Origin of the sequence: Thalassobacillus sp. B23F22_16, from assembly GCF_043496955.1 — a bacterium.
GTDB lineage: Bacteria > Bacillota > Bacilli > Bacillales > Halobacillaceae > Thalassobacillus > Thalassobacillus devorans_A.
This window is the reverse complement of sequence record NZ_JBIEKD010000003.1, coordinates 165818-186665: the sequence shown is the minus strand read 5'-3', so window position 1 is coordinate 186665 and position 20848 is coordinate 165818. Positions and strand designations below refer to the sequence as shown.

The window sequence follows — 20848 nt, the reverse complement described above, 5'->3', positions numbered from 1 at the left end:
AATGCAGGTTAGATTATGATGAAAGTACGCAAAAAATTGCAGGAAGTGGTACAGTGAAACGAGTACTAATCGTAGGAGCGGGAAAAGGCGGAACTGCGTTATTAAAGTTGCTGAAAGCGACTAATCGAATGGAGATTGTCGCTATTGTAGATATTAATAATCAGGCGGATGGTTTGCGTCTGGCTGCCGAACTCGACATCCAGACGGGTTCGGACTGGAAGCAATGGATACATAAAGACATTGATATAGTCATCGAAGCCACTGGGGATGAGAAGACATTTGAAGCTATCCTTTCCAGAAGAAAAGGGAAAACGGTAGTGATCCCAGGGGCGGTAGCCTATATCACCGCTGAACTTTTAGAAGAAAAAGAAACGTTATTGACTGAATTGAAAACGCAAACAATTAATCAGGAACTGATATTAAACAGTATTCATGATGGAATGATTGTGATAGATGAACAGGAAAACGTGACGTTCATGAACCGTAGTGCTGCGAAGATTTTAGGGATGGATAAAAAAGATGCACTTAAGCGGAAAGTGGATGAGATCATAACATCCACCAGACTTCCTCAAATCATGAAAACGCGCCGGAAAGAGGTTAACCAGAAGCTCATACTGGAAAATGGCAAAAAGGTGATTACCACTAGAATTCCTATTATAAATAGTGCTGGTGAAGTGATGGGTGCCTTTGCTGTTTTTAAAGATATTACCGAAGTGGTGGATCTTGCAGAAGAAATAACTGATCTCAAGGAAGTAAAAACGATGTTGGAAGCGATTATCCAATCTTCCGATGAGGCAATCACGGTCGTTGATGAAGATGGGAAGGGATTGATGATTAATCCTGCCTACACCAGAATTACGGGGCTTACGGAAAAAGATATTGTAGGAAAGCCGGCAACCGTGGATATTTATGAAGGCGAGAGTATGCACATGAAGGTACTTCAGACAAGGAGACCTGTTCGAGGTGTGAGGATGAAAGTCGGTCCTGCCAAAAAGGATGTCATTGTCAATGTTGCGCCGGTAATCGTGGATGGAAAGCTGAAGGGGAGTGTCGGTGTCCTGCATGACGTGACTGAAATTAAGTCATTGACCAGTGAGCTGAAACGGGCAAGGCAGATTATCAGGAAGCTGGAAGCGAAATATACCTTTGATGACATTATTGGCACTTCGCAAGAAATGACGCTCGCATTAGAACAAGCGAAGGTGGGAGCGAAAACGCCTGCCACGGTTCTTTTAAGAGGAGAATCTGGTACAGGAAAAGAACTTTTTGCTCACGCCATCCATAATGAGAGCGGCAGAAGGCATAATAAGTTTATCCGGGTCAATTGTGCAGCTATTGCAGAGTCGCTATTGGAAAGCGAGTTATTCGGTTACGAAGAAGGTGCCTTCTCGGGCGCCAAACGAGGCGGTAAAAAAGGTTTATTTGAAGAAGCGCATAATGGCAGTATTTTTTTGGATGAAATCGGAGAGCTATCACTTCAAATGCAGGCAAAATTACTCCGTGTGCTGCAGGAAAAAGAAATCGTACGGGTTGGCGGAACTAAGCCAGTTCCGGTGGATGTGCGAATCATAGCAGCCACGCATGTCAATTTAGAGAAAGCGATCATGAACAAGAGCTTTCGGGAAGACCTCTACTACCGACTTAATCGACTGCCTATTTATATACCTCCATTAAGGGAGAGAATTGAAGATATCCCGTTATTAATTGAGTATTTGATACAGAAATTGAACGAAAATTATGGGCGCAACGTTAAGAGGCTGGATGACGATGCATTAGAAAAGCTTAAAGGTTATAACTGGCCGGGGAATGTAAGGGAACTTGAAAATATTATCGGAAGAGCAATGATTTATATGGAGAACTATGATGAAGTCATTCAACTTTCTCATATCCCGCCTTTAAAGCATACGGCTCCAGAAAGAGAGGGGCAAAAAGATGCCGGACAAGTATGGCTGGGAGAAACATTGCAGGTGGCTGTGGACGCATACGAGCGAAAATTGTTGGCTGAAGCTTATCAGGCACACAATTATAATAAAACACAGACAGCAAAGGCGCTGGGAATATCGATTAGAAATCTTTATTATAAACTTGATAAATACAATTTAGACAAAAATAGCATGCAATAAATTGCATATACGATAATCTTTGCATAGGTAAAAGACAAACCGGGAAGCGTTTTCATTGGTTGGAGATTTGGCATGATATTTGCATGTTAATAGTGAAGAGGTGAGAGTTTGCGTACTTTAGAAACATTACTCAAACAATTGGATAACAACGCTTTCAAAACTGTTGCCGTAGCTCAAGCGGCAGATCGGGAAGTACTGAAAGCTGTCAACAAAGCTATAGAAAACAATCTCTGTCGTTTTTTGCTGGTTGGGGAACATAAAGAAGTCGAGAAGCTTGCGGGCGAGATTGGACTAAGTTTAAATCACCCCTCAATCGAAGTCTTGGACTCCAACCAGGAAGAGGCGGCAGCTGTTGCAGTGAAAGCAGTAAAAACAGGCCGGGCACAAGTAGTTATGAAAGGTAACCTTTCTACGAAAGAAATATTGAAGGCGGTACTTCACAAAGAATATGGGCTCCGTACAGGGAATGTATTATCCCACGTAGCCCTGTTTGAAATACCGAATAAGGATAGGTTGATATTCCTGACGGATTCTGCCATGAACATTGCCCCTTCTTTGGAAGAAAAGGCACAAATCATTGAAAATACAGTTTCAGTGGCAAGGAGTTTAGGGATTGAACAACCGAAAGTAGCAGTCCTGGCTGCGGTTGAGGTAGTGAATCCTTCCATGACTGCAACAACGGATGGGGCACTGCTTACCCAGATGGCAAAAAGGGGCCAGCTAAAAAATTGCCAGGTGGATGGACCGCTTGCGTTTGACAATGCCGTTAGTATAGAAGCAGCCGAGCAGAAGGGGATCATCTCCCCTGTTGCTGGAAAAGCAGATGTACTGGTAGCTCCAGCTATTGAAACAGCTAATGCGTTGTATAAATCTTTTATGTATTTTGCCAATGCGAAAGTTGCCGGAATTATAAGCGGAGCTGCAGCACCAATCGTTCTCACCTCTCGTGCTGATTCAGCAGAGAGTAAAATATATTCACTCGCACTTGCTTTACTATCATCTGATACACATTAGGAGGAATACGAGATGGAAATTTTCACTTATATGAAAGAATATGACTATGAGCAATTGGTATTTTGTCAGGACGAAACTTCTGGTTTGAAAGCGATCATTGCTATTCATGATACAACGTTAGGCCCAGCATTAGGTGGGACCAGAATGTGGACGTATGATTCCGAAGATGCGGCTATTGAAGATGCCCTTCGTCTTGCCAAAGGTATGACCTATAAAAATGCAGCTGCAGGCTTGAACCTTGGTGGCGGTAAGACTGTTATTATCGGAGATCCTAAAAAAGATAAGAACGAAGAAATGTTCCGTGCGTTTGGACGGTATATTCAGGGACTTAATGGCCGTTATATTACGGCTGAAGATGTAGGGACTACAGTGCAGGACATGGATTTAATTCATGAAGAAACAGATTATGTGACCGGTATTTCTCCGGCATTTGGTTCTTCAGGAAATCCTTCGCCTGTGACGGCTTATGGTGTATATCGCGGAATGAAAGCTGCTGCCAAAGAGGGATTTGGAACAGATTCACTAGAGGGAAAAACAGTAGCAGTACAGGGCGTCGGAAACGTCGCTTACAACCTTTGCCGCCATCTTCATGAAGAAGGCGCAAGTTTAATCGTAACGGATATCAACAAAGATGCCGTTCAACAGGCTGTCGAGAACTTTGGCGCCAAAGCGGTTGATCCTGATGAAATATATGGCGTTGACTGTGATATTTATGCGCCATGTGCCCTGGGTGCAACAATCAATGATGATACAATTCCACAATTGAAGGCTAAAGTTATCGCTGGAGCGGCTAACAACCAGCTGAAAGATACATCACATGGTGATATCCTCCATGAAAAAGGAATCGTTTATACGCCTGATTACGTCATCAATGCCGGAGGGGTAATTAATGTTGCCGACGAGTTGAATGGTTATAATAAAGAGCGGGCGATGAAGCGGGTAGAAACAATTTACGATAATGTATCCAAAGTGTTCGAAATATCCAAGCGGGACAATATTCCGACATATGCAGCTGCTGACAAAATGGCTGAAGAACGTATTCAGCGCATGCGTCATTCAAGAAGCCAGTTTTTGCAAAATGGACACCATATTCTCAGCAGAAGATAAACAGCGAAGGTTGATCGGAGGTTTAAGGCAGTGCAGCAAGCTTACAGAATACTTGTTATTAATCCAGGTTCGACATCTACAAAAATCGGAGTCTTTGAGGAAGAAACTTGTATTTTTGAAAAGACAATCCGCCACAAGACTGAAGAGGTGGCGGGTTTTTCGAGAATCATTGAGCAATTTGAGTTTCGGAAACAAGTGATATTAGATGAACTGGATAAAGAAGGAATTAATATCAGTAAATTGAGTGCCGTGTGTGGTCGTGGCGGTTTGTTACGACCTATTGAAGGTGGTACGTATGAAGTCAATGATGCAATGCTTGAGGACTTAAAAGCCGGCTATAATGGCGAGCACGCCTCTAATTTAGGTGGCATCATTGCGAATGAAATTGCGCAAGGGCTTAACATACCAGCTTTTATTGTGGACCCGGTAGTCGTCGATGAACTACAGGAGATTGCAAGGGTTTCAGGGGTTCCTGAAATTCCAAGAAAAAGCATCTTCCATGCATTGAACCAAAAAGCCGTAGCTAGAAGAGCAGCAAGTGACTTGAGGCAAACTTATAAAGAATCCCGCCTGATTGTGACCCATATGGGTGGCGGTATTACAGTAGGGGCACACAAAAATGGCAGGGTTGTCGATGTGAACAACGGTTTGCATGGCGACGGTCCTTTTTCTCCGGAACGTGCAGGGACGGTACCCGCTGGTGATCTCGTTGCCATGTGTTTTTCTGGACAGTATTACCGGGATGAAATTATGAAGAAGCTAGTCGGAAAAGGCGGATTAATGGCCTATTTAGATAGCAACGACGCGGTAGAAATAGAAAAGCGTTTGGAACACGGCGATAAAAAAGCAGCATTGATTTATGACGCGATGGCTTATCAAATAGCAAAAGAAATTGGGTCAATGAGCACGGTATTGGAAGGAAAAGTCGATGCTATTGTTCTGACTGGGGGTCTGGCGTACGGAAAAGGCTTTGTTGAGCAAATATCTGAAAGAGTCAAGTGGATTGCTGATATCCTGGTTTATCCTGGCGAGAATGAGCTGGAAGCTCTGAATGCCGGCACATTACGTGTGCTTCGTCAGGAAGAGCTGCCAAAACAGTATCCAAATTTCACAGAATAGAAAGGAGAGTCAACCATGGCTCAAGATTATGATTTAGTCATACTGGGCGGAGGTACTGGTGGATATGTCGCAGCAATCAGAGCCTCTCAGCTTGGTTTGAAAACAGCAGTTGTCGAGAAGGGGAAAATGGGCGGTACCTGCCTGCATAAAGGCTGTATTCCTTCCAAAGCACTGCTCAGAAGTGCTGAAGTATACCGGCAGACAAAAGAAGCGGACGAATATGGAATTATCACGGAACAGCCGAAAATCAACTTCGATCGTGTTCAGAAGAGAAAACAGTCGATCGTTGATACCTTACATAAAGGAGTAGAAGGCCTGATGAAAAAGGGTAAAATCGATGTGTATGAAGGTTTTGGCCGAATTTTAGGTCCTTCGATTTTTTCCCCGATGCCGGGTACTATTTCGGTGGAGATGAATAACGGGGAAGAGAATGAAATGCTGATTCCCAAAAACGTTTTGATTGCTACCGGCTCTAAACCCAAAACCCTGCCAGGTCTCGATATAGATGGTGAATTTGTGATGACTTCCGATGAAGCGCTTGAAATGGAAGAACTTCCAAAGTCGATCATCATTATCGGGGGAGGAGTCATTGGTATAGAATGGGCTTCCATGCTTGCTGATTTTGGAGTAGAAGTGACTGTCATTGAATATCTTCCGCAAATCCTGCCTACAGAAGATCAAGAAATAGCTAAGGAAATGCAACGTTTGATGAAGAAGAAAGGCATCAAAATCGTAACTGGTGCAAAGGTGCTTCCTGAAACACTGAAAAAAGACGGCAACGTGGTAATCCAGGCTGAAGTTAAAGAAAAGCAGGAGACTTATGAGGCTGATAAATTATTAGTTTCTGTTGGCCGTTCGGCAAACGTGACTAATATCGGGCTGGAAAACACGGATATCAAAGTCGAAAATGGCTTCATTGAAACGAATGATTATTACCAGACCAAAGAAAGCCACATCTATGCCATTGGTGATGTTATTGGAGGCCTTCAGCTTGCCCATGTCGCTTCACACGAAGGAATAACGGCTGTCGAGCATATGGCAGAGAAAAAGCCGGACAAATTGAAAGCCGAAGAAATACCGACATGTATCTATTCTAATCCTGAAGTTGCCAGTGTGGGATTGACAGAGCAACAAGCCGAAGAAGCTGGTTACGAAATCAAAAAAGGGAAGTTTTCCTTCAAAGCAATCGGTAAAGCGTTAGTGTTCGGTGAATCGGATGGTTTTGTCAAAATTATTGCTGATAAAGAGACTGATGATTTATTAGGAATCCATATGATCGGCCCGCATGTAACTGATATGATTTCGGAAGCCGGTCTTGCCAAAGTTCTCGATGCGACTCCATGGGAGATTGCTGAATCCATCCATCCTCACCCGACTTTATCGGAAGCAATCGGGGAAGCGGCGATGGCTGTTGATGGTAAACAAATTCACGGATAATGCAAAGGAGGGGTTGAAATGGCTGAAAATCGCCATGAAAAACTTGGTTTAACGGATGAACAAGTATTAGACATGTACCGGACGATGCTTACAGCTAGAAAAGTTGATGAAAGAATGTGGCTATTGAACAGAGCGGGAAAGATCCCATTTGTCATTTCCTGCCAGGGGCAAGAGGCAGCACAGGTTGGGGCAGCATATGCGCTTGACCGGGACAAAGATTATGTCCTTCCATATTACCGGGATATGGGGGTTGTGCTTGCTTTTGGTATGACCGTGCAAGAATTAATGCTTTCCGGATTTGCTAAAGCGGAAGATCCTAACTCAGGAAGCCGTCAAATGCCAGGACATTTTGGCCAAAAGAAGAACCGAATTGTCACTGGTTCTTCTCCAGTAACGACCCAGGTCCCCCATGCTGTTGGTATCGCGCTTGCTGGAAAAATGGAGAAAAAGGATTTCGTTTCCCTCGTTACCTTTGGAGAAGGTTCTTCAAATCAGGGTGATTTCCATGAAGGGGCAAACTTTGCCGGGGTTCACAAACTTCCTGTCATCTTTATGGTAGAAAATAATAAATACGCTATTTCTATTCCAGTGGAACGTCAACTCGCCTGTGAGAAAGTATCCGACCGTGCTATTGGATATGGGATGCCTGGTTATACAGTGGACGGGAATGATCCGCTGGAGGTTTATGAAGTAGTCAAGCAGGCAGCCGAACGCGGCCGTAACGGTGAAGGTCCTACACTAATTGAAGCCGTTTCTTATCGCCTGACTGCCCATTCCAGTGATGATGATGACCGTACGTATCGTGAAAAAGAAGAAGTAGAGGAAGCGCGCAAGAAAGATTCCATCATTACATTCGGCAATTACTTGCGTGGACTGGGTATTTTGACTGAAGACCTTGAGAAGGAAATGAACGAAGAGATCACTAAGTTGGTCAATGATGCGACAGATTATGCGGAAAACGCACCGTATGCTGAGCCGGAATCTGCGTTGAAGTACGTATACGAAGAGTAAGGAGGGGAACGACAATGCCAGTAATTTCTTATATCCAAGCAGTTACACAAGCGTTGCGTGAAGAAATGCAGCGTGACGAGAAAGTGTTTGTTTTAGGGGAAGACGTCGGGAAACGCGGCGGTGTATTCCGCGCTACAGATGGGTTATACGATGAATTTGGCGGAGACCGGGTACTCGACACTCCACTAGCTGAATCCGCAATCGCCGGAGTTGGAATTGGTGCTGCTATGTACGGAATGCGGCCCGTAGCCGAAATGCAGTTTGCTGATTTCATCATGCCTGCGGTCAATCAGATAATCTCTGAAGCGGCTAAAATCCGCTACCGTTCCAACAACGACTGGAGCTGCCCAATTACTATCCGTGCTCCTTATGGAGGCGGGGTTCATGGGGCTTTATACCATTCTCAATCCGTTGAGGCTGTATTTGCCAACCAGCCAGGGTTGAAAATCGTTATGCCTTCCACTCCTTATGACGTGAAAGGGTTATTAAAAGCAGCTGTTCGCGATCCTGATCCCGTGCTGTTCTTTGAACACAAACGGGCGTACCGTCTAATTAAGGGAGAGGTTCCGGAAGAGGATTACACGCTTCCGATTGGTAAGGCGGATGTAAAACGTGATGGTTCTGATATTACCGTGATTACATACGGTTTAGCTGTCCATTTTGCATTACAGGCAGCTGAGAAGCTGGCGGAAGATGGGATCGATGCCCATATCCTCGACCTGCGTACCGTTTATCCATTAGATAAAGATGCGATTATTGAAGCGGCATCGAAAACAGGGAAGGTCCTGCTCGTTTCAGAAGATAACAAAGAAGGCGGCATCATCAGCGAGGTGTCAGCTGTCATTAGTGAAAATTGTTTATTCGACCTGGATGCACCTGTTCAGCGACTGGCTGGACCGGATGTCCCAGCCATGCCTTATTCACCGACAATGGAGAAATATTTCATGATCAATCCAGATAAAGTTGAAAAAGCCATGAGAGAGCTTGCTGAATTTTAAATTAAAGGAGGAGTCTCTGTGGGCGTTGAAAAAATAAAAATGCCACAATTGGGCGAAAGTGTCACCGAAGGCACAATCAGCACATGGCTGGTCCAAGTGGGAGATAAAGTTAATAAGTACGATCCGATTGCAGAAGTAATGACAGATAAAGTAAACGCGGAAGTACCATCATCCTATACAGGTGTAATCAAAGAATTAGTCGCACAGGAAGGCGATACCATTGCTGTTGGTGAATTGATGTGCTATATGGAAGTAGAAGGCAGCGGTTCTACAGAGGATACAGACGAACCGGTGAAAGAGGAACCGGCCAAGGCAGATCCTGTAGCTGAGGAGAAATCAGCTCCTGTAACGAAGAGTGAGAATCAGAGTGAATCAGCTGACAGCGAGAAGCCGATGAAGAAGCGTTTTTCACCAGCAGTCATGCGTTTGGCTCAGGAGAACGATATAGATCTTGAGCAGGTAGAAGGTACAGGCAAAGGTGGCCGTATCACTCGTAAGGATGTCGAGAAAGTAATTGCTGGAGGCGGCACAAAAGATAAACAGCCGCAGGAATCAGTACAGGAAGCAGCACCACAAACATCTCAGCCATCTCCATCCCACTCTGCGCCAGCTCCAATAAATGTGAAAACAGAAGTTGGGGATAAAGAGATTCCAGTTACTGGTGTAAGAAAAGCAATTGCTCAGAATATGGTCAAATCGAAGACGGAAATACCTCATGCCTGGATGATGGTCGAAGTGGACGTTACCGGTTTAGTAGAGTACCGGAATTCGATGAAAGATAAGTTCAAAGCAGAAGAAGGGTACAGTCTGACGTTCTTTGCTTTTTTTGTCAAAGCAGTAGCCCAGGCATTAAAAGAATACCCGCAATTGAACAGCACGTGGGCTGGTGATAAAATTATCCAGCGTAAAGCCATTAATTTAAATATTGCAGTTGCAAAAGAAGATCAATTGTTCGTACCAGTCATTAAGGATGCTGATGACAAGAGCATCAAGGGGATTGCGAAAGACATTACTGACCTTGCTATGAAAGCAAGAAATGGTAAGTTGACTTCTGCAGATATGGAAGGAGGCACCTTTACGGTCAATAATACCGGATCTTTTGGCTCTGTGCAGTCCATGGGTGTCATCAACCACCCACAGGCAGCAATCTTACAGGTGGAATCCATTGTGAAAAAGCCTGTTATCAAAGATGGGATGTTCGCTGCAAGAGATATGGTGAATCTATGTTTATCATTAGATCATCGTGTGCTTGATGGCTTGGTTGCCGGTAATTTCCTTGCGCGTGTTAAAGATATACTGGAAAAGGTAACGAAAGATAATACACCAATTTATTAATAAGAAAAACTCCCGTGTACCTAAGATGGTTACGGGAGTTTTTTATTATATCTAACCAATTTTGAAAAGGTCTCTCTCTATGCTTTTGTCTTATAGGAAGTGATATGAGATTGCAGGGTTTTATCTGTTCCAAACATAAAATGCTTTTCCATATTTGGGGAATAAGTGGAATTGACGGCCACTCTCCCTACAGTTTCTGCGACTTCACGCAGCATACTTGGAGATGCCCCGCAGCATAACCCTAAGTAATTGACTCCAATATCATGGGCTTCCTTTGCCCAGGCAGCAAGTTCATACCGGTTGCAATAAAGCGGGTCCAGCGATGTTGGAAAGGTAGTCTCGGTCGGCAGGGTACAAGAGCATCCCCCATCGGGTAAATTGAAAAAGGTAGGGTGTTCTTCCGTTGTTCTATATGGTATGGGTAGTGCACCTACATAACCCTCAACATTTGCACGAATTTTTTCCATAAAAGGCTGCATCGTAGCTGGTCCACGGAAACAATTCATTCCTACTACCAAAGCTCCATGTTTCTTCAATAACTGACAGCCTTCCTCTACGGTATATCCATCCCGTAATACATTCTCCCCCATTAATCCAAACGTAATGACAGCAGGGAGGCCTTGTCTTTTTATTTCTTCTAAAGCAATCTTTGCTTCCTCGTAATAATAGAAGGTTTCACCATTGACAAAGTCTACCCCTTCTTCTTTGCACCAGCGAACCATTTCAGCAAAAATAGCACGCACGTCTTCTTTTGAAGAAGGGTCGTCGGGATTGAAAAGATTAGTATTTGAAATGTTACCAGCCACTAATGCTTCTTCTTCCGGATGTTCTTTTGCTACTTCTTTGGCCAGCCTAATAGCCTGGCGGTTCAATGGCTCTAATAAATCTTCCTTGCCGATAATCCGCATTTTTTCCCGGTGGGCATTGTAAGTGAATGCTAAAACGACGTCCGAACCTGCCAGCATATAATCGCGATAAGTCTGTTTAAGGGCTTGTGGATTATCCAAGGCGACTTCCGGAACGAATGAACCAGCTTGAAGGTATCCGCGACGCTCTAATTCAAATAGGTATCCTTCCCCGCAAATAACCGGCCCTTCCTGCAATCGTTGTTCTAAACTTCTTTTTGTCATCCAATCATCCTCTCAGGTGTATTTTCTTCTTTTACAAAAAACTTCCCTCTTTTGATAAGAAGAGGGAAGTTATGTATCCAGTCCTCTCTTATCTTTCAGAAAATGGTTTCTGTAGGAATTAGCACCTTTTCAAGCAGCTGCCTGAATGGTTGCCGGGCATCATCGGGCCTAGTCCCTCCGCCACTCTTGATAAGAGTTGCTATGCAATTGTCCTGTATTATAAGTGGGTGTAATCAGAAATGTCAACTGTATTTTCAGAGAATTTTGTATAGAAAGCAATTAGCAATTACTGATTGATTGAAAGCAACTGGAAATATTGATACTATTATCTAAGAAGATAATCTTGTTATAAAGGGGATATACGCATGGATTTCAATATTTATATGAACGATGTCGTCAACCAGGCTCGTAACGAAATCACCCAGGCTGGCTATAAAGAACTTACTACACCAGACGAAGTGGATGAAGCATTGAATCAAAAAGGAACTACATTGGTGATGATTAACTCTGTATGCGGGTGTGCAGGTGGTGTAGCACGTCCTGCAGCAGCACATTCTATCCATTATGATAAACGGCCAGACCACCTGGTCACCGTATTTGCAGGGCAGGACAAAGAAGCGACGGAACGTGCTCGCCAGCACTTCGTCGGCTACCCGCCTTCTTCACCTTCTTTTGCTTTTTTGAAGGACGGAGAAATCGTTACAATGGTCGAGCGTCATGATATCGAAGGATTTGAACCAATGGAAGTCATTGGAAAGCTCCAAAACATATTTGAAGAGCATTGTGAAGAAATATAAGATTTAAAGTGAAAAAATCCGGTTCAAGGTTAGTGCCTTGTAACCGGATTTTTTTGCGTTGAGAAGGACATTTCCATATATCTCAGTTGTGATTGTGTTTAAACCACAAAACCGAAGGGAGATGTTTGTGAGTGGCACACCTTGTCTAAAAGCCGTCATAATCGTTACAATTTTCTTAAGAGATAAATAATTAGGTTAGGGTTACAAGGAATAGGGAAACATCTTCTTTACGTAAGTGAAGCGAAGGGATGTGATGGTAGTGGAAGCCATTAGTAAGAACTTTTTCTTGTTTTTATCGAATAACCGGCTGCTGGATAAATTAGCGAAAAAGTGGGGGCCAAAATTCGGAGCTGATAAAATAGTCGGCGGAGAAACCTTTGACCAGGCCGTACCCTTGATTAAGCAATTGAATCAGCAAGGTCTTCAAGTGACCGTTGACCATTTAGGAGAATTTGTAAATTCCGAAGCAGAATCGAGAAAGCGTTCACAAGAATGTATAGAAACCATTCGTACGATCGCTGAACATCAGTTAGGTTCTGAAGTTTCGTTAAAACTTACCTCCCTTGGACTCGACATCAATGAAGAACTTGTTATCGAAAACATGGAGCAAATCCTTGATACAGCCGAGAAGCACGGGGTAGTTGTCACCATAGATATGGAAGACTCATCGCGATGCGAACGTACCCTGGATATTTATAAACGATTAAAAACAACCTATCACAACCTTGGTACAGTCATTCAATCTTATTTGTACCGCTCTGATTGTGATATAGATGATCTCGATGAATATGATCCTTATTTGAGATTAGTAAAAGGGGCATATAAAGAATCTGGAAAAGTTGCTTTTCCGGATAAAGAAAAGGTAGATGCCAATTTGAAGCATCTGATTAAGAAAAATTTATTGAATGGCAATTATACAGCTATCGCCAGCCATGATGATCAAATCATCAATTACACGAAAGAGCTGGCAGCAGAACATCAGATACCAACCGATCAATTTGAATTCCAAATGTTATATGGGATGAGGAATCAGACACAACTTGACCTTGCTAAGGAGGGCTATACCGTACGAGTATACTTGCCTTATGGAGATGATTGGTATGGTTATTTTATGAGAAGGATGGCTGAACGACCAGCGAATATCGCCTTTGCTATTAAAGGTGTTTTCAGTAAATAAATGATAAATAAATTTCTTGAAAGGGGTTTTATAAATGGTAACAGCTTATCGTCATGAACCATTCACAGATTTTACGATTGAGGAGAATAAGCAGGCATTTGAAGCTGCATTGAAACAAGTGAAAGATGAACTAGGGAAAGACTATGACCTTGTGGTGAATGGAGAGCGTATTCACACGGAAGAAAAAATTGTTTCTACGAACCCTGCTGATACAAAGCAGGTGGTAGGAAATGTTTCAAAAGCCAATCAGGAGACTGCTGAGAAAGCAATTCAATCAGCAGCAGAAGCATTCAAGAGCTGGAAAAAGTGGGATGCTGCATCCAGGGCTGAGATTCTATTCCGTGCTGCTAACATCGTGCGCAAGCGTAAGCATGAATTTTCTGCTTACCTTGTCTATGAAGTAGGTAAACCATGGAAGGAAGCCGATGCGGATACGGCAGAAGCGATTGATTTCCTCGAATATTACGGTCGTCAAATGCTGGAACTAAAAGATGGAAAGCCTGTCAATAGTCGTGATGGGGAGCATAACCGTTATGTTTATACGCCGATTGGTGTAAGTGTAGTTATTCCGCCATGGAACTTAGCTTTTGCAATTATGGCTGGTACTACAATCGCCCCTATTGTTACAGGTAATACGGTGGTAATGAAGCCTGCCAGTAACAGTCCTGTTATTGCTGCGAAATTTGTAGAGGTGCTGGAAGAAGCGGGACTTCCTAAAGGGGTATTGAACTTTGTTCCTGGAAGTGGCGGGGAAGTCGGTGATTACCTTGTCGATCATCCTAAAACAGCATTAATATCCTTCACAGGTTCCCGGGAAGTTGGTACTCGTATTTTTAAACGCGCAGCTGAAATACAGCCTGGCCAGCAGCATTTAAAGCAAGTGATTGCTGAAATGGGCGGTAAAGATACAGTGGTCGTCGATAACGAAGCAAACCTTGATATAGCAGTAGAAGCTATTATCGTTTCAGCATTCGGGTTTTCTGGTCAAAAATGTTCTTCCGGCTCGCGCGCCGTCGTCCATGAGGATGTCTATGATGAAGTATTAGAACGCGTGAAAAAGCGGACAGAAGAACTAACCGTCGGTAATGCTTCAGAAGAAAATGTGTATATGGGACCAGTTGTCGACCAGGGAGCATTTGACAAAATCATGGGATATATCGAAGTTGGAAAAGAAGAAGGCCGATTGGTAACTGGCGGTAAAGGAGATGATTCTACCGGTTATTTCATCGAACCAACCGTATTCGCAGACCTTGATCCAAACTCCCGTATGCAACAGGAAGAGATCTTCGGACCAGTCGTCTGCTTCACGAAAGCGAAAGACTTCGATGAAGCGATTGATATTGCTAATAATACAGAATACGGCTTGACCGGTGCTGTGATATCAAATAATCGCGCTCATCTTGATCAGGCTGCAACAGATTTCCATGTCGGTAACCTGTATTTCAATCGTAATTGCACTGGAGCTATCGTCGGGTATCAGCCATTCGGAGGTTTCAATATGTCCGGTACCGACTCCAAAGCAGGAGGGCCAGATTACTTGGCCCTGCATATGAATCCAAAAACTATTTCAGAAAAATATTAAGTATCAAGAAAAGCAGCACTCCCAGGGAGGGGGTGCTGCTTTTTTCTTGGAAAAATCGAATCAGAATTTGAAAAGTCGTCTAAAGATCATGATTTTCAAATGGTTCTTCTTTCGGTTTTCGCTTGAAGTTCGATATAATTAGCAGTAACTAAATTTTACGTACCCCGCAGCCCTCCAAAAAATGGAGGATCCTGGGTGGCATGGAGGAGGGTAGAGCAGGCTATGGATATAACAGATATGATTTATCGTACAGATGATATTCATAGAGTGACCGAACTGATCAGCTCAAAATTGAATAAGCCAGTCATTGTTGAGAATAAAAACTTTGAGCTGGTATCTTATAGTGCGTCCATGGATGAGTTTGATCAGACACAGCAAAAGACAATCCTCTCCAAAAAATGTCCGATTTTTATCATCGACCGGCTGAAAAAGGAAGGGATCGTCCAGCGTCTGGAGAAACAGCCGACGCCCATCAGAGTACAACCAATCGAAGAGCTTGGTTTCTATCAAAGAATTGTCATCGCAGCTAAACACCTGGGGCAAACGATGGGATATATATGGGTACAGGAATCGGAAACACTGCTTAAGGACGAGGAGCTTGATTTTTTACAAGAAATCAATGCTCATTTAGGTAAGCTTGTTTATGACACCTATGCGAAAGTGAATGCCAAAGAAGGAAGACGTGAGGAATTATTGTGGAACTTGCTGCAGCATGAGTATGGCAGTGAAAATCAATTGCGTAATGAAGCGACTTTAGCAAAACTGCAATTGCCGGAATGTTTTTCCGTATTGGTCTTCGCCATTTCCGATCCCGGTGAAAATTATCGGTTAGATTATTTAGAAAAAGTAGTGGAAAGTTTCTACCTCAGGAGAAAAATATATTTGCTGAAATCTGACTATCAAATAGTATTGATTGTCCAAGGAGAAGCAAACAAAGAGTTTTCTTCAAGAAATCTCGCACGTGAATTCATCCATGAAGTAAGAGATATTGCTGGCAGTAAGGTTTTTTATCGTTTTTTGATTGGTCTGGGGAAGGAATATACGTCACTTATTCAGATGAGAAAGAGTTTTCTTGAAGCTTTGGAAGTTATTGAAACGGCTAACTTTATCACTCCACGACCGGAAACGATGCCTCGGGAATTTTCTAAATTAGGGGTCTATCGTTATCTGGCAGCTTTGTATGAAAAGAATAGCTCAGAAGATTATTTTAGTGAGGACTTGCTGCGATTGATGAAAAAGGATAGGGAAAGCCAGACCGACCTGCTGAAGACTCTGGAAGTTTACCTTGCTAACAACGGGAAGGGCAAACAGACGGCAAATGATTTGTATATACATCCCAATACACTTAATTATCGGATTAAACAAATACTGGAATTGACGAATATCGATTTTAATGACTTCAATATGAAAAGTTACCTATATACAGAATTGTTACTTTTGAATAACGTCCCGGCCTACTATCAAAGATATAAGGAAGCAGCAGAAAGAGGAGGCAGCTGAAACTCTTATTAAAGGGACGGCTGCCTTTTCAGAGTATAGGAAGTCATGTTATGATTTTAAAATATTTTAGTACAACTAGGAAGAGGAGCCGTCTATTGTGAAAATCGGTTATCGCACGATAAAAACAGCTATCGGTACACCGGTTGCTATTTGGATTGCCCAATTGATGAGCCTGGAAAACTTTGCATCTGCCGGTATTCTGACCATTTTATGTATACAAGTAACTAGAAAACGTTCGATATTATCGGCATGGCACAGGTTTGCTGCCTGTATGATTGCCATGGTTTACTCTTATGTGTTTTTTGAGACGTTAGGATATAATCCTATTGCCATTGGTCTCATGCTTTTTTTGTTTATTCCTACTACTGTGAAATTAAAGGTTTCTCCTGGGATAGTGACCAGTTCTGTTATTATTTTACACCTTTATGGCTCGAAAAATATTGATTTCTCGGTAATCACAAATGAATTTATGTTGATCGTCGTCGGGATCGGAACCGCTTTGATTTTGAACCTGTATATGCCAAGTTTAGATAATAAGCTTTATGAATATCAGGAAAAGATTGAGCGAAACTTTTCCATTATCCTAAAACAATTAGCCACGTACCTTCGTGAAGGGGACAATGACTGGTCTGGCAAAGAATTGACCGAAACAGCGGAACTCCTGGAAGCGTCTAAATCGATGGCATTCCGGGATGTGGAAAATCATTTGCTTCGTTCTCATAATCAGCATTATCATTATTTTAATATGCGATTGAAACAATTTGAGTTGTTGGAGAGAATGCTGCCGCTCGTAAGCAGTGTGTCAGGGTCTTATAAGCATTCGATTAAAATAGCTGCTTTCTTTGAGGAGCTTTCAGAAGCCGTTCATCCTGGAAATACCGCAGTCATTTACTTGAAACAGATCCAGGAGTTAAGGAAAGAGTTCCGGGAAGATCAATTACCGGAATCCAGGCAGGAATTTGAAGTGAGGGCTAGCCTGTTTAATTTACTTAATGAAATCGAACAATATTTGATTATTAAACGTTCTTTCAAAAAGAGTGACGTATAGAAGCCGGAGCAGAGAGGGGATGCTAAGCAAAAAGGAGAAATGACCATGCAAATGCTGCTTATTTTTCTTATGCTAGCTTTCTCTCTTCCTTATCATCCGGAAGTTACCGACCCATTCGTTATTGTCAGTAAAGAAACGAACCAGCTTGCTTTTTTTAACAACGGCAAGCTGGAAAAGGTTTATCCGGTCGCTACCGGGGCAACACAAGATCTTACACCTGCGGGGTTATTTACGGTTACTGTAAAAGCTAAAGATCCCTATTATCGTAAAAAGAATATACCAGGAGGGGACCCGAAAAACCCGTTAGGCTCAAGGTGGATCGGCTTCGATGCTAAGGGAACCGATGGACGGATTTACGGTATTCATGGTACGAATCAGCCTTCCTCGATTGGGGAAAATGTCTCCCAGGGATGTATCCGTTCGAATAATGATCAGGTAGAAGAACTGTATGAACACGTTCCAATTGGGACGAAAATTTTGATAGTAGAAAATGATCGGGACTTTTTACGTCTATTCGAGGATTATATAAAGCAGGAAATGAAGAAAAGACTGCAATAAAAAAACGGAGCTTGCGAGGGCAAGCTCCGCTTTTTTTCAGTTTAGACTTCGTTTTATTAAAGAAACATTCCTGCTCCTGCTAATAGAGATGACAGTACCATAGATAAAATCATGATATAAATAACGATTTTCATTCGGCGTTCACGTTTAGACTGTTTTTTAGCCAAGGTTGTTACCTCCTTTATACATCCTCGGGATGTCCGAAAATACTTTGGACACACGTTATCTGTATTTTACATGTTATTGCGAGATTGGACAAGACCGGAAAAGTATTTCAAAATAGAATTATGAAATCTTTCAAAAATTTGAAAAATCATGGGATTGTTTCAGGTTTTTTGGTGAAAAGATGTCTGATTTTTTGGTAAGCTAGTAAGGAAGATATTCAGGGAGAGGGAGGGTCAATCGAATGAGTGATCAATCAAAGTATCAACAACAAAAGCAACAGTGGGAAACGGACGTGGATAAAACCACCCAACGATTCCCTGAGCGCAAAGAAGACTTTGTTACAAGCTCTGACATTCCAGTAGAAAGAATTTATACACCGGAGGATGCTTCTTCCGTGTATTCGTATGAGGAAAATTTAGGCTTTCCGGGGCAATACCCTTACACACGTGGTATCCAGCCAACCATGTATCGAAGCAGATACTGGACAATGCGCCAATATGCTGGGTTTGGGTCTGCGGAAGAGACAAATAAACGGTTTCGATATTTATTAGAACAAGGGCAGACGGGATTGTCCGTAGCCTTCGACCTGCCAACCCAAATCGGTTATGATTCCGATGACCCGATGGCGGAAGGAGAAGTTGGTAAGGTAGGTGTAGCCATTGATTCTTTAAAGGACATGGAGCAGCTTTTTGATCAAATTCCTCTTGATAAAGTCAGCACATCCATGACGATCAATGCTCCGGCCTCCATTTTACTCTGCATGTACATAGCGGTAGGAGAAAAGCAGGGAGTACCGATGGAGAAGCTGACAGGCACCATCCAGAACGATATTCTTAAGGAATATATTGCGCGTGGGACATATATTTTTCCGCCAAAACCTTCCATGCGTCTGATTACAAATATATTCGGCTATTGCCAGACTAACGTGCCAAAGTTCAACACCATCAGTATTTCCGGTTATCATATCCGTGAAGCGGGGTCTACGGCTGTGCAGGAAGTCGCTTTTACAATTGCGAATGGCATGGCTTATGTAGATGCTGCTATTGAATCTGGCCTGGAAGTAGACCAGTTTGCACCAAGACTTGCGTTTTTCTTCAATGCTCACAATCAATTCTTTGAGGAAGTAGCGAAATATAGAGCGGCACGACGTATTTGGGCGAAAATCATGAAAGAGCATTACAAAGCAGAAAATCCGAAAAGCTGGAAGCTTCGTTTCCATACACAAACTGGTGGATCTACACTGACAGCACAACAGCCGGATAACAATATCGTTCGGGTTACATTGCAAGCGCTTGCAGCTGTCATGGGAGGAACACAAAGCCTCCATACAAATTCCAGGGATGAAGCATTAGCTTTACCTACGGAAGATTCTGCCCGGATCGCGCTCCGTACCCAGCAGATCATCGCCAATGAAAGTGGGGTAGCTGATACGATTGATCCATTAGGCGGTTCCTATTATGTTGAATCCTTGACGGACAAAATCGAAGAAGAAGTTAACGATTACCTGGAGCGAATCAAGAAACTGGGCGGGGCCGTCCAGGCGGTAGAAGACGGATATATGCAGCGGGAAATCCATCAATCAGCATACGAGGCACAAAAACGAATTGAATCTAAAGAAGATATCATCGTAGGGATGAATGATTTCCGCATTGATGAAGAAATCAACCCTGATTTGCTTCGAGTGGACGAAGCGTTAGAAGCAAGACAAATCGAACAGACAAAAAATATAAGAGAAACAAGAGATCAGCAGCTGGTCGAAGATTGCCTGCTGAATTTGAAGCAGGCAGCACAGAATGCGAATGAAAACTTAATGCCATATATCCTGGAAGCGGTTAAAGCTTATGCTACCGTTGGAGAAATCGCCAATGTGTTACGAGAAGAATTTGGCGAATATACGGGGATGTAAAAGGGGGAAACGGACATGAAAAAACAAATACGCGCATTGATAGCTAAACCAGGATTAGACGGCCATGATCGTGGCGCCTTAATTATTGCCCAGGCATTAAGAGATCATGGGATGGAAGTAATTTACACAGGGTTGAGACAGTCACCAATTCAAATCGCACAAGCTGCCATCCAGGAAGATGTCGACGTGGTAGGTTTGTCATCTTTATCGGGGGCACATAAATCTCTGTTTCCCAAAGTAGTACAGGCTTTGAAAGATAAAGGAGCAGAAGATATCCCGGTCATAGGAGGAGGAGTGATTCCTGCTGAAGACATTGCTTACTTAGAGGAACAGGGAGTGGCAAAAATTTTCACGAGCGGTACGCCGACGGAAGCTATCGCTAATTATATAGAAAAACTGGTGGATCCCGACGCCGGACTGATTACTTCTCCTGAGAAAATCGCCCACATCGGGATAGCAGTCAAGCAATTGGAAGCAGCGCTTCCTTTTTATCAGGATGTGCTTGGTCTGAAGCTTGAAAATGTGGAGGAAATAGCTTCGGAGCAGGTACGCGTTGCTTTTCTTAAAATAGGAGAGACCAGGCTGGAATTGCTGGAGCCGATAAGTGAAGAATCACCTATCCAGAAACACATAGATAAGCGTGGGGAAGGCATCCATCACATTGCACTGGAAGTGGATGATATCCACGAACGACTGGCACAATATAGGGAAAGCGGTGTTGCATTGATTCATGAAACGCCAAAAACAGGAGCGCATAACAGTCAAATCGCCTTTCTTCATCCGAAAGCTGGAAACGGCGTCTTATATGAATTGTGTCAGCATAGTGAGAAGGAGTGATACA

Annotated in this window: 18 protein-coding genes and 1 riboswitch; of the genes, 16 read left to right on the top strand and 2 right to left on the bottom strand. The window is 43.0% G+C overall.

What is annotated here, in order from left to right; translation table 11 throughout:
- Positions 1 to 53: 53 nt before the first annotated feature.
- The 8 genes from ACGTNI_RS04770 to ACGTNI_RS04735 all read left to right on the top strand — a co-directional run bounded on the left by ACGTNI_RS04770 (position 54) and on the right by ACGTNI_RS04735 (position 10144).
- Positions 54 to 2123, top strand: coding sequence for a sigma 54-interacting transcriptional regulator (locus tag ACGTNI_RS04770; RefSeq protein ID WP_394460379.1), 2070 nt, complete (start codon positions 54 to 56; stop codon positions 2121 to 2123).
- 108 nt (positions 2124 to 2231) lie between these two features.
- The gene (gene yqiS / locus ACGTNI_RS04765; protein WP_394460377.1) at positions 2232 to 3137 is read left to right on the top strand and encodes a phosphate butyryltransferase; all 906 of its coding nucleotides are present in this window, start codon (positions 2232 to 2234) and stop codon (positions 3135 to 3137) included.
- A 12-nt stretch (positions 3138 to 3149) separates the two neighbouring features.
- A complete protein-coding gene (bcd, locus tag ACGTNI_RS04760) occupies positions 3150 to 4244 on the top strand; it encodes a branched-chain amino acid dehydrogenase (RefSeq protein WP_085508793.1) in 1095 nt (364 codons plus the stop codon).
- Between the two features lie 30 nt (positions 4245 to 4274).
- Positions 4275 to 5363, top strand: a complete 1089-nt coding sequence (buk, locus tag ACGTNI_RS04755) for a butyrate kinase (RefSeq protein WP_394460375.1) — start codon at positions 4275 to 4277, stop codon at positions 5361 to 5363.
- A 15-nt stretch (positions 5364 to 5378) separates the two neighbouring features.
- A complete protein-coding gene (gene lpdA / locus ACGTNI_RS04750; RefSeq protein WP_394460373.1) occupies positions 5379 to 6800 on the top strand; it encodes a dihydrolipoyl dehydrogenase in 1422 nt (473 codons plus the stop codon).
- An 18-nt stretch (positions 6801 to 6818) separates the two neighbouring features.
- Positions 6819 to 7811, top strand: a complete 993-nt coding sequence (locus tag ACGTNI_RS04745; RefSeq protein WP_085508790.1) for a thiamine pyrophosphate-dependent dehydrogenase E1 component subunit alpha — start codon at positions 6819 to 6821, stop codon at positions 7809 to 7811.
- Between the two features lie 14 nt (positions 7812 to 7825).
- Positions 7826 to 8809: an alpha-ketoacid dehydrogenase subunit beta gene (locus tag ACGTNI_RS04740; RefSeq protein ID WP_085508789.1), complete on the top strand. Its 984-nt coding sequence runs from the start codon at positions 7826 to 7828 to the stop codon at positions 8807 to 8809.
- Between the two features lie 18 nt (positions 8810 to 8827).
- Positions 8828 to 10144, top strand: a complete 1317-nt coding sequence (locus ACGTNI_RS04735) for a dihydrolipoamide acetyltransferase family protein (RefSeq protein ID WP_394460370.1) — start codon at positions 8828 to 8830, stop codon at positions 10142 to 10144.
- 77 nt (positions 10145 to 10221) lie between these two features.
- Here the strand turns inward: ACGTNI_RS04735 and ACGTNI_RS04730 are convergent, their stop codons facing one another.
- The gene (locus ACGTNI_RS04730) at positions 10222 to 11274 is read right to left on the bottom strand and encodes a homocysteine S-methyltransferase family protein (protein ID WP_085508787.1); all 1053 of its coding nucleotides are present in this window, start codon (positions 11272 to 11274) and stop codon (positions 10222 to 10224) included.
- Positions 11275 to 11359: 85 nt separating this feature from the next.
- A riboswitch (SAM riboswitch) is annotated at positions 11360 to 11470 on the bottom strand.
- Positions 11471 to 11633: 163 nt separating this feature from the next.
- Here ACGTNI_RS04730 and ACGTNI_RS04725 point away from each other — a divergent pair.
- The 6 genes from ACGTNI_RS04725 (at position 11634) to ACGTNI_RS04700 (ending at position 17936) form a co-directional block, all read left to right on the top strand.
- Complete coding sequence (locus ACGTNI_RS04725; RefSeq protein ID WP_166761427.1) at positions 11634 to 12071, top strand: BrxA/BrxB family bacilliredoxin; 438 nt, start codon at positions 11634 to 11636, stop codon at positions 12069 to 12071.
- Positions 12072 to 12330: 259 nt separating this feature from the next.
- A complete protein-coding gene (locus tag ACGTNI_RS04720; RefSeq protein WP_394460368.1) occupies positions 12331 to 13248 on the top strand; it encodes a proline dehydrogenase family protein in 918 nt (305 codons plus the stop codon).
- 34 nt (positions 13249 to 13282) lie between these two features.
- Positions 13283 to 14830, top strand: a complete 1548-nt coding sequence (gene pruA / locus ACGTNI_RS04715; protein ID WP_394460366.1) for an L-glutamate gamma-semialdehyde dehydrogenase — start codon at positions 13283 to 13285, stop codon at positions 14828 to 14830.
- A gap of 195 nt (positions 14831 to 15025) precedes the next feature.
- Positions 15026 to 16330 carry a PucR family transcriptional regulator gene (locus tag ACGTNI_RS04710; RefSeq protein ID WP_394460364.1) on the top strand — a complete coding sequence of 435 codons (1305 nt, stop codon included), beginning with the start codon at positions 15026 to 15028 and terminating at the stop codon, positions 16328 to 16330.
- A 94-nt stretch (positions 16331 to 16424) separates the two neighbouring features.
- Entirely contained in the window at positions 16425 to 17378 is a 954-nt protein-coding gene (locus ACGTNI_RS04705) for an aromatic acid exporter family protein (RefSeq protein WP_085508783.1), read from the top strand.
- 45 nt (positions 17379 to 17423) lie between these two features.
- Positions 17424 to 17936, top strand: coding sequence for a L,D-transpeptidase (locus ACGTNI_RS04700; RefSeq protein WP_394460361.1), 513 nt, complete (start codon positions 17424 to 17426; stop codon positions 17934 to 17936).
- A gap of 56 nt (positions 17937 to 17992) precedes the next feature.
- Here ACGTNI_RS04700 and prli42 read toward each other — a convergent pair whose 3' ends face one another.
- On the bottom strand, positions 17993 to 18103 hold the full coding sequence (gene prli42 / locus ACGTNI_RS04695; RefSeq protein ID WP_254901837.1) for a stressosome-associated protein Prli42: 111 nt from the start codon (positions 18101 to 18103) through the stop codon (positions 17993 to 17995).
- Between the two features lie 239 nt (positions 18104 to 18342).
- Between prli42 and ACGTNI_RS04690 the strand changes: the two genes are divergently transcribed.
- Positions 18343 to 20007, top strand: a complete 1665-nt coding sequence (locus ACGTNI_RS04690; RefSeq protein ID WP_085508781.1) for an acyl-CoA mutase large subunit family protein — start codon at positions 18343 to 18345, stop codon at positions 20005 to 20007.
- Between the two features lie 15 nt (positions 20008 to 20022).
- A complete protein-coding gene (gene mce / locus ACGTNI_RS04685) occupies positions 20023 to 20844 on the top strand; it encodes a methylmalonyl-CoA epimerase (RefSeq protein ID WP_394460358.1) in 822 nt (273 codons plus the stop codon).
- Positions 20845 to 20848: the final 4 nt, after the last annotated feature.